The following is a 6,659-nucleotide window of genomic DNA, read 5'->3' as shown; positions in this document are numbered from 1 at the left end:
CCAGCCCGCAATCCACCTCCACGGCACTGGTGCGATACAGGCGCGTCCAGGCAAATGGCAGCACGCCATCCAGTTCGCCATCGGTCAGGGTCAGCAGCTCTTCGCCGGTGACCATGGACACCGGGCAACCGTGGGTCGCGGTTTTGTCGGCGCTGGCGGTTGCCTCACCGTTGGGGTTTTTCGCGGAGGAGGGTGCGTCGTCCAACGCCTCTGCCTGCTTGAGCGTGGTATTGCGCCGCGCGCCCCAGTGCATCTGCAGGCCACCCTTTTTCAAGCCGCCAACCACGCCGCGCACAGCCACCGTCTTGTAGCGATCCACCGCCCCCATAAAACGCTTGAGGATGTCGAACACGCCTTTGACGAAGCCCACTGCAACGTCAACCACCTGCTTGCCATACTTCGCCAGACGCAGCCCCAGGTACGCGATCCCGGCACCTTGCAGGGCAATGGTCAGCACCAGCGCAATCAGCAAATCAATGAGCAGCGACACCGCAAACCCGGCAATCACCTCGGCGGTTTTCCCTGCCACCTGGCTGGGCGGCAACGCCGATAACCAGATCATCGCCGTGCGCAACATCAGGTACAGCGCCGCTTCGTCGCTGGCCAGCAACATCGCCTGTTCCATCACCTGCGGCGCTTCGCGCGCCAGGGCTGTCAGCTCGGCGGCCTGGGCGCCAAGGCGTTCGATGTGTTTGGCCGGGTCCTTGAGGATGTCCTGCATCAGTGACAGGCTGTCCCACACCTCGGAAATGGCTGACCAGGTACCGGCCAATATCCCACTGCCAATGGCACTTGACGCCGACACCTGCCAGTGCGGTTTGAACCCCCTCCATTCCTTGCGCAGCCAGGCTTGTAGCTCGGCGGTCAAACTGTCGTAGGACGCAAACAGCGCCTCCACCTGCGCCGCCGAAACCCCGCCCTGTACGCGCACCTGATAGCGCCCACCGGCCGCGCAGTGATGGGCGCCCTTGCCCTGTTCATCCAGTTGGATAAACGTGGAACTGCCGTCCTCCAGGCCAATCACCTGCACCTGGAGATTGCCCAGCGGCACGTCATACACCGACTCGAATTTGCTTTCGATCTTCAGCTCGCCGCCTGCCGGGCACACGGCAACACTGGAAGCAAAGTCGGTGTCGGTCAGGCTCACCGACACCTGGGAATCACCGACCCGCAGCACCCGCTCCATGCCCAGCAGCGACGGCAAATCCGTGGCGTGGCTGACCTTGTCCAGGGCCTGCGCGTACCAGCTTGTTACCTGCTGGCGATACAGTGCCAGGCTCTGGTGAAAGCCATCCAGCTCGTATTCGATCAGGTCGATGGGCGATGAATCAGGGGCAGGGGCTGGCATCCATGACGTCTCTGCAAAAGAAAGGCGTCGGAGAATGCCGCAGGAAAAGGGCGCTTGGAGGTGTGGTCTGTTAAATCAGAATGGGCTTACGGACAGGGGGAGTTTTTCAGTTGGAATCGGCGCTTACGCCCACATCAACTAGCGATCAGTCTTAAAGAAAGACACAGGGTTTACGGCTATGGAGCGGCGCGTAATCGCTTGTATAAGGTATTGCGGCTGACCCCCAACTCCCTCGCCAAGTGGGAGATATTGCCGCCGACCGCTGCCAGTCGTTGCTGAAGGTTTTGCCTATCGTCCAGATCGTCCATGACCACCGGCGCGCTGGGTGCGGCTTGCCTCAGGTCGACAAAAAAATCATCCGGCAGGTGCTCGGGGCGAATCGGTTGATCTTCGGCCATGACCAGCGCCACCTGCATTACGCTGCTGACCTGGCGCAGGTTGCCCGGCCAGGGGTGTTGCTCGAATAACGCCAGCACTTCAGCACTGAGCCCGGCCCACTGCGTGGGCTCGCGGTGCTGTTGCCACAGTTGCTTGAACAGCGCCTGCTTGTCACTGCGCTCGCGCAGGGGCGGCAGTTCCAGGGTCAGGCCGCCGATGCGATAGTACAAATCCTCCCGAAACCGTCCGATCTGCACCTGTTCGCGCAGCGAACGGTTGGTCGCCGAGATAATCCGCAGGTCCACCGGGAACAATTCGCTGCTGCCCACCGGCTGTACGCAGCGCTCCTGCAATACCCGCAGCAGCCGGGCCTGGGTGGGTAAGGGCATGTCACCGATTTCATCGAGAAACAGCGTGCCTTTGTCCGCCTTGCGGATCAGGCCAATGCTGCCTTTTTGATTGGCGCCGGTGAACGCGCCTTTTTCATAGCCAAACAGCTCCGATTCCACCAGCTCCGCCGGAATTGCCGCACAGTTGACCGCGATAAACGCCTGCTGGCTGCGGGAACTGGCCTGGTGCAGGGCTTTGACGAAAACTTCCTTGCCGACACCGGTTTCACCGTGGATCAGCAGCGGAATGTCTTTTTCCAGTAGGCGTTCGGCCTGGCGCACAGCCTTTTCCACGCGCCTGTCGCCAAAGTGCAGGGTCTTGAGGCCGATGGGCGCGGGGGCTGGTTCACTAAAGACCCTGGCCTGCACCGGCGCCTGTTTGGGGCGTTTGAGCAGGCACTGGAAACGGTTGCGCCCAGCAGCCTGCAGGGCAAAGGGCAGGCCTTCGGGCTGGTTGAGCAACTCCAGCAGCGAGACCTTGAACAGGCTGTCGATCATCACCCGCGACAGGCTGATGCCCAGCAAGTTGTCGGCGCGGCGATTGGCTGACAGCACCTGGCCACTTTCATCGAAGATCAGCAGGCCGGCCCATTGGCTGTCGAGGTTGTTCAGGCCGGTGTTGAAGGTCAGTTGGAAGTGTTCGCCGCCGAACAGGTTAAGGATCAGCCGGTTTTCCACGGTCTGGCTCATCATCTTGACCATGCCCAGGGTGTGGGAGGGCGGCAGGTAGCTGTCGCTGGACACATCCAGTACCGCAATGATCTCGCGGTTGGCATCAAAGATCGGCGCGGCTGAACCGGTCATAAAACGGTTGGCCTTGAGGAAGTGTTCGTCATGTTCGATATGCACCGCCTGGGCGCAGGCCAGCGCGGTGCCGATGGCGTTGGTGCCGGTGGCGCGCTCCATCCAACTGGCTCCGGCGTTGAAGCCACGGGCCAGCTTGGGGTCGATAAAGCGTTGGGTGCCCCACGAGGTCAGGACCTGGCCCTGATTGTCGGCCAGCATGATCAGGCAGTTGGAATTGCTGAGGATGTTCTCGTAATAAGGCAGTACTTCCTGGTGGGTGGTCTGGACCAGCGCGTGCTGGCTCTCCAGCAGTTGGCTGATGCCCTCGGCGGGCAGTTGGTCGAAGCTGGGGGCGCTCTGGTGATCCAGACCGAACGCACGGCAGCGGCGCCAGGAGTCCTGGATGATGGTGTCGTGGGGCAAAAGCGGGGCTGGTGCGGCCATGGCGGTGACCTTCTTTTTATTGTTGTTATGAACCCTATGCAATTCCAATGTGCGAGCGGGCTTGCTCAGTGTTGTTCAGAACTGTTCATTGTCAACCTGGAGGTTGTTCAATTGTTCAGTTGTGAATGTTCATTTCTGTTCAGCACTGAGCAGTGGTTTTGCTCAAGTCTTTGGCAAATCGACGTTTTTTATTATTGGCACGAAACTCGCTCTGCCCCTGGAAGAACAATTCCAATAAGAAAAAGGGCGTGTCATGTCATTGACCCTGGAACATGTGACCCGTGTCGTCGAAGGCCAGACCTGGATCGACGGCGCCAACCTGCGCTTTGAAGCCGGTTCTTTCAATGTGTTGCTGGGCCGTACGCTGTCCGGCAAGACCAGCCTGATGCGCCTGATGGCCGGCCTGGACAAGCCTGACAGCGGACGCATCCTGATGAACGGCGTCGACGTCACCCATAAGCCGGTGCGCTTGCGCAATGTGTCGATGGTGTACCAGCAGTTCATCAACTACCCGACCATGACCGTGTTCGAGAACATCGCCTCGCCGCTGCGCCAGGCCGGGGCCTCCAACGAACTGATCCACAGCAAAGTGCTGGAAACCGCGAAGATGCTGCGCATCGAGAAGTTCCTGCAACGTCACCCTCTGGAGCTGTCCGGTGGCCAGCAGCAACGCACGGCGATGGCCCGGGCGCTGGTCAAGGATGCCGAGCTGATTCTGTTCGACGAACCCTTGGTCAATCTGGACTACAAACTGCGCGAAGAGCTGCGTCAGGAAATGCGCGAGCTGTTCAAGGCCCGCAACACCATTGCCATCTATGCCACCACCGAGCCCAACGAGGCACTGGCGCTGGGCGGCACCACCACCATTCTCCACGAAGGCCGGGTGATCCAGAGCGGCAAGGCCGCCGAGGTCTATCACCAACCGCAGACCGTGCTGGCGGCCGAGCTGTTTTCCGAACCGCCGATCAACCTGATGCCGGGGCGTATCAGCGGCAATGAAGTGAGTTTCGCCAGCGACGTGCACTTTCCGTTGAATGTCGACCTGCGCCCCATCGGCGAGGGCGAATTCCGCTTTGGTGTGCGCCCCAGCCATATCAGCCTGGTGCCCAGCAACGACGATGACCTGGAACTGGCAGTAACCGTGGAAGTGGCGGAGATCAGCGGCTCGGAAACCTTCCTGCATGTGCGCAGCGAGCATTTTTTGCTGGTTTTACACCTGCCGGGAGTACACGAGTACGACGTGGATGCGCCGATCCGCATCTATATTCCGACCCATAAACTGTTTGTGTTCGATGGTCAGGGCCGTTTGGTCCAGGCTCCCGGGCGCCGTGTCGCGAGGGTTGCCTGATGGCCGAGATCCATTTGCAGAACCTGGCACATAGCTACAGCCCTACACCCGCCGGGCCTGAAGACTACGCCATTCGCGAAATGAACCACATCTGGGAGCAGGGCGGTGCCTACGCGTTGCTCGGGCCGTCTGGCTGTGGCAAGTCAACCTTGCTCAACATCATCTCCGGCCTGCTCAGCCCTTCGGAAGGCCAGGTGCTGTTCGACAACAAGGTGGTGAATGAGCTGACCCCGGAAAAGCGCAATATCGCCCAGGTTTTCCAGTTTCCGGTGGTCTACGACACCATGACCGTGTTCGATAACCTGGCATTCCCCCTGCGCAACCAGGGCATGGCCGAGGCCAAAGTGCACAGCAAGGTGCAGGAAATTGCCGAAGTGCTCGACCTGCAGAACCTGCTGGGAAAAAAGGCCCGCAACCTGAGTGCCGATGAAAAGCAAAAGGTCTCGATGGGCCGTGGGCTGGTGCGCGATGACGTCTCGGCGATCCTGTTCGACGAGCCGCTGACGGTAATCGACCCGCACCTGAAGTGGAAACTGCGGCGCAAGCTCAAGCAGATCCATGAGCAGTTCAATATCACCATGGTTTACGTCACCCACGATCAGTTGGAGGCCTCGACCTTTGCCGACAAGATCGCGGTGATGTACGGCGGGCAGATTGTGCAGTTCGGCACGCCGCGGGAATTGTTTGAGCGTCCCAGCCATACCTTTGTCGGCTATTTCATCGGCAGCCCAGGGATGAATCTGATTGAAGTGCGGGCCGAAGCTGGTGGGGTGCGGTTTGCCGGGACACATCTGGCGTTGTCCGAGGTGCAGCAGCGGCAGATCGCGGAAAAGGACTACAAAAAACTTCAGGTCGGCATTCGTCCCGAGTTTATCCATGTGTGGGACGAGCCCAATCCTGATGCGTTGCAGGCCGACGTCATGCATATCGAAGACCTGGGCACCTACAAGATCCTGACCCTCAACCTCGACGGCGCGCCGTTGAAAGTACGCCTGGCCGAAGACAAACCGGTACCCGAGGGCCGGGCGTCGATCAGCTTCCCGGCGCAATGGTTGATGGTCTATGCCGATGATTACCTGCTGGAGGCGCGGCCATGAACAAGGTGCAGAACAACAAGGCCTGGTGGCTGGTATTGCCGGTGTTCCTGCTGGTGGCGTTCAGCGCGGTGATCCCGATGATGACCGTGGTCAACTACTCGGTGCAGGACATTTTCGACCAGTCCAGCCGCTATTTCGTCGGTGCCGACTGGTACAAGCAAGTGCTGCTGGACCCGCGCCTGCATGACTCGTTGCTGCGCCAGTTCATCTATTCCGCGTGTGTGCTGTTGATCGAGATCCCGCTGGGCATTGTCATTGCCCTGACCATGCCCACCAAAGGCCGCTGGTCGTCCCTGGTGCTGATTGTGATGGCCATCCCGCTGCTGATCCCGTGGAACGTGGTCGGCACCATCTGGCAGATCTTCGGCCGTGCCGATATCGGCTTGCTGGGTTCGAGCCTGAATGCCATGGGCATCAACTACAACTACGCCGCCAACACCATGGACGCCTGGGTCACGGTGCTGGTGATGGATGTGTGGCACTGGACCTCCCTGGTGGCGCTGCTGTGCTACTCCGGGCTGCGGGCCATACCGGATGTGTACTACCAGGCCGCGCGAATTGATCGGGCATCAGCCTGGGCGGTATTCCGACATATCCAGTTGCCGAAGATGAAGAGCGTGCTGCTGATCGCCGTGATGCTGCGCTTCATGGACAGTTTCATGATCTACACCGAGCCGTTTGTCCTGACGGGGGGCGGGCCGGGGAATGCGACGACCTTCCTCAGTCAGACCTTGACCCAGATGGCTATCGGCCAATTCGACCTGGGGCCGGCGGCAGCGTTTTCCCTGGTGTATTTCCTGATCATCCTGTTGGTGTCCTGGCTGTTCTACACCGCCATGACCCACTCCGACGCCAACCGCTGAGGCCGC

At 60.2% G+C, this 6,659-nt stretch carries 5 protein-coding genes; 3 read left to right on the top strand and 2 right to left on the bottom strand.

The features are described from left to right. Together PSFL_RS11570 and PSFL_RS11565 are read right to left on the bottom strand one after the other, a co-directional pair. Positions 1-1,348, bottom strand: a 1,348-nt coding sequence (locus tag PSFL_RS11570) for a DUF6531 domain-containing protein (RefSeq protein WP_397470067.1), incomplete at its 3' end; no start/stop codon positions are given. Positions 1,349-1,524: 176 nt separating this feature from the next. Then, positions 1,525-3,345: a sigma-54-dependent Fis family transcriptional regulator gene (locus PSFL_RS11565; protein WP_397470066.1), complete on the bottom strand. Its 1,821-nt coding sequence runs from the start codon at positions 3,343-3,345 to the stop codon at positions 1,525-1,527. Positions 3,346-3,598: 253 nt separating this feature from the next. On the opposite strand from PSFL_RS11565, the gene PSFL_RS11560 reads away from it, so the two are divergent. From PSFL_RS11560 to PSFL_RS11550, 3 genes are read left to right on the top strand one after another with little or no spacing between them, the layout of a single operon-like run. Next, positions 3,599-4,693, top strand: coding sequence for an ABC transporter ATP-binding protein (locus PSFL_RS11560; RefSeq protein ID WP_397470065.1), 1,095 nt, complete (start codon positions 3,599-3,601; stop codon positions 4,691-4,693). Further along, a complete protein-coding gene (locus tag PSFL_RS11555; protein WP_120733473.1) occupies positions 4,693-5,790 on the top strand; it encodes an ABC transporter ATP-binding protein in 1,098 nt (365 codons plus the stop codon). Before PSFL_RS11560 ends, PSFL_RS11555 begins: the two co-directional genes overlap by 1 nt. Further along, entirely contained in the window at positions 5,787-6,653 is an 867-nt protein-coding gene (locus PSFL_RS11550; protein WP_397470064.1) for a carbohydrate ABC transporter permease, read from the top strand. The genes PSFL_RS11555 and PSFL_RS11550 overlap by 4 nt, the downstream gene beginning before the upstream one ends. Positions 6,654-6,659: the final 6 nt, after the last annotated feature.

Source organism: Pseudomonas sp. DD1, from assembly GCF_044510355.1.
In the GTDB taxonomy this organism is placed as follows: domain Bacteria; phylum Pseudomonadota; class Gammaproteobacteria; order Pseudomonadales; family Pseudomonadaceae; genus Aquipseudomonas; species Aquipseudomonas shahriarae.
This window is presented reverse-complemented; position numbering and strand designations above follow the sequence as displayed.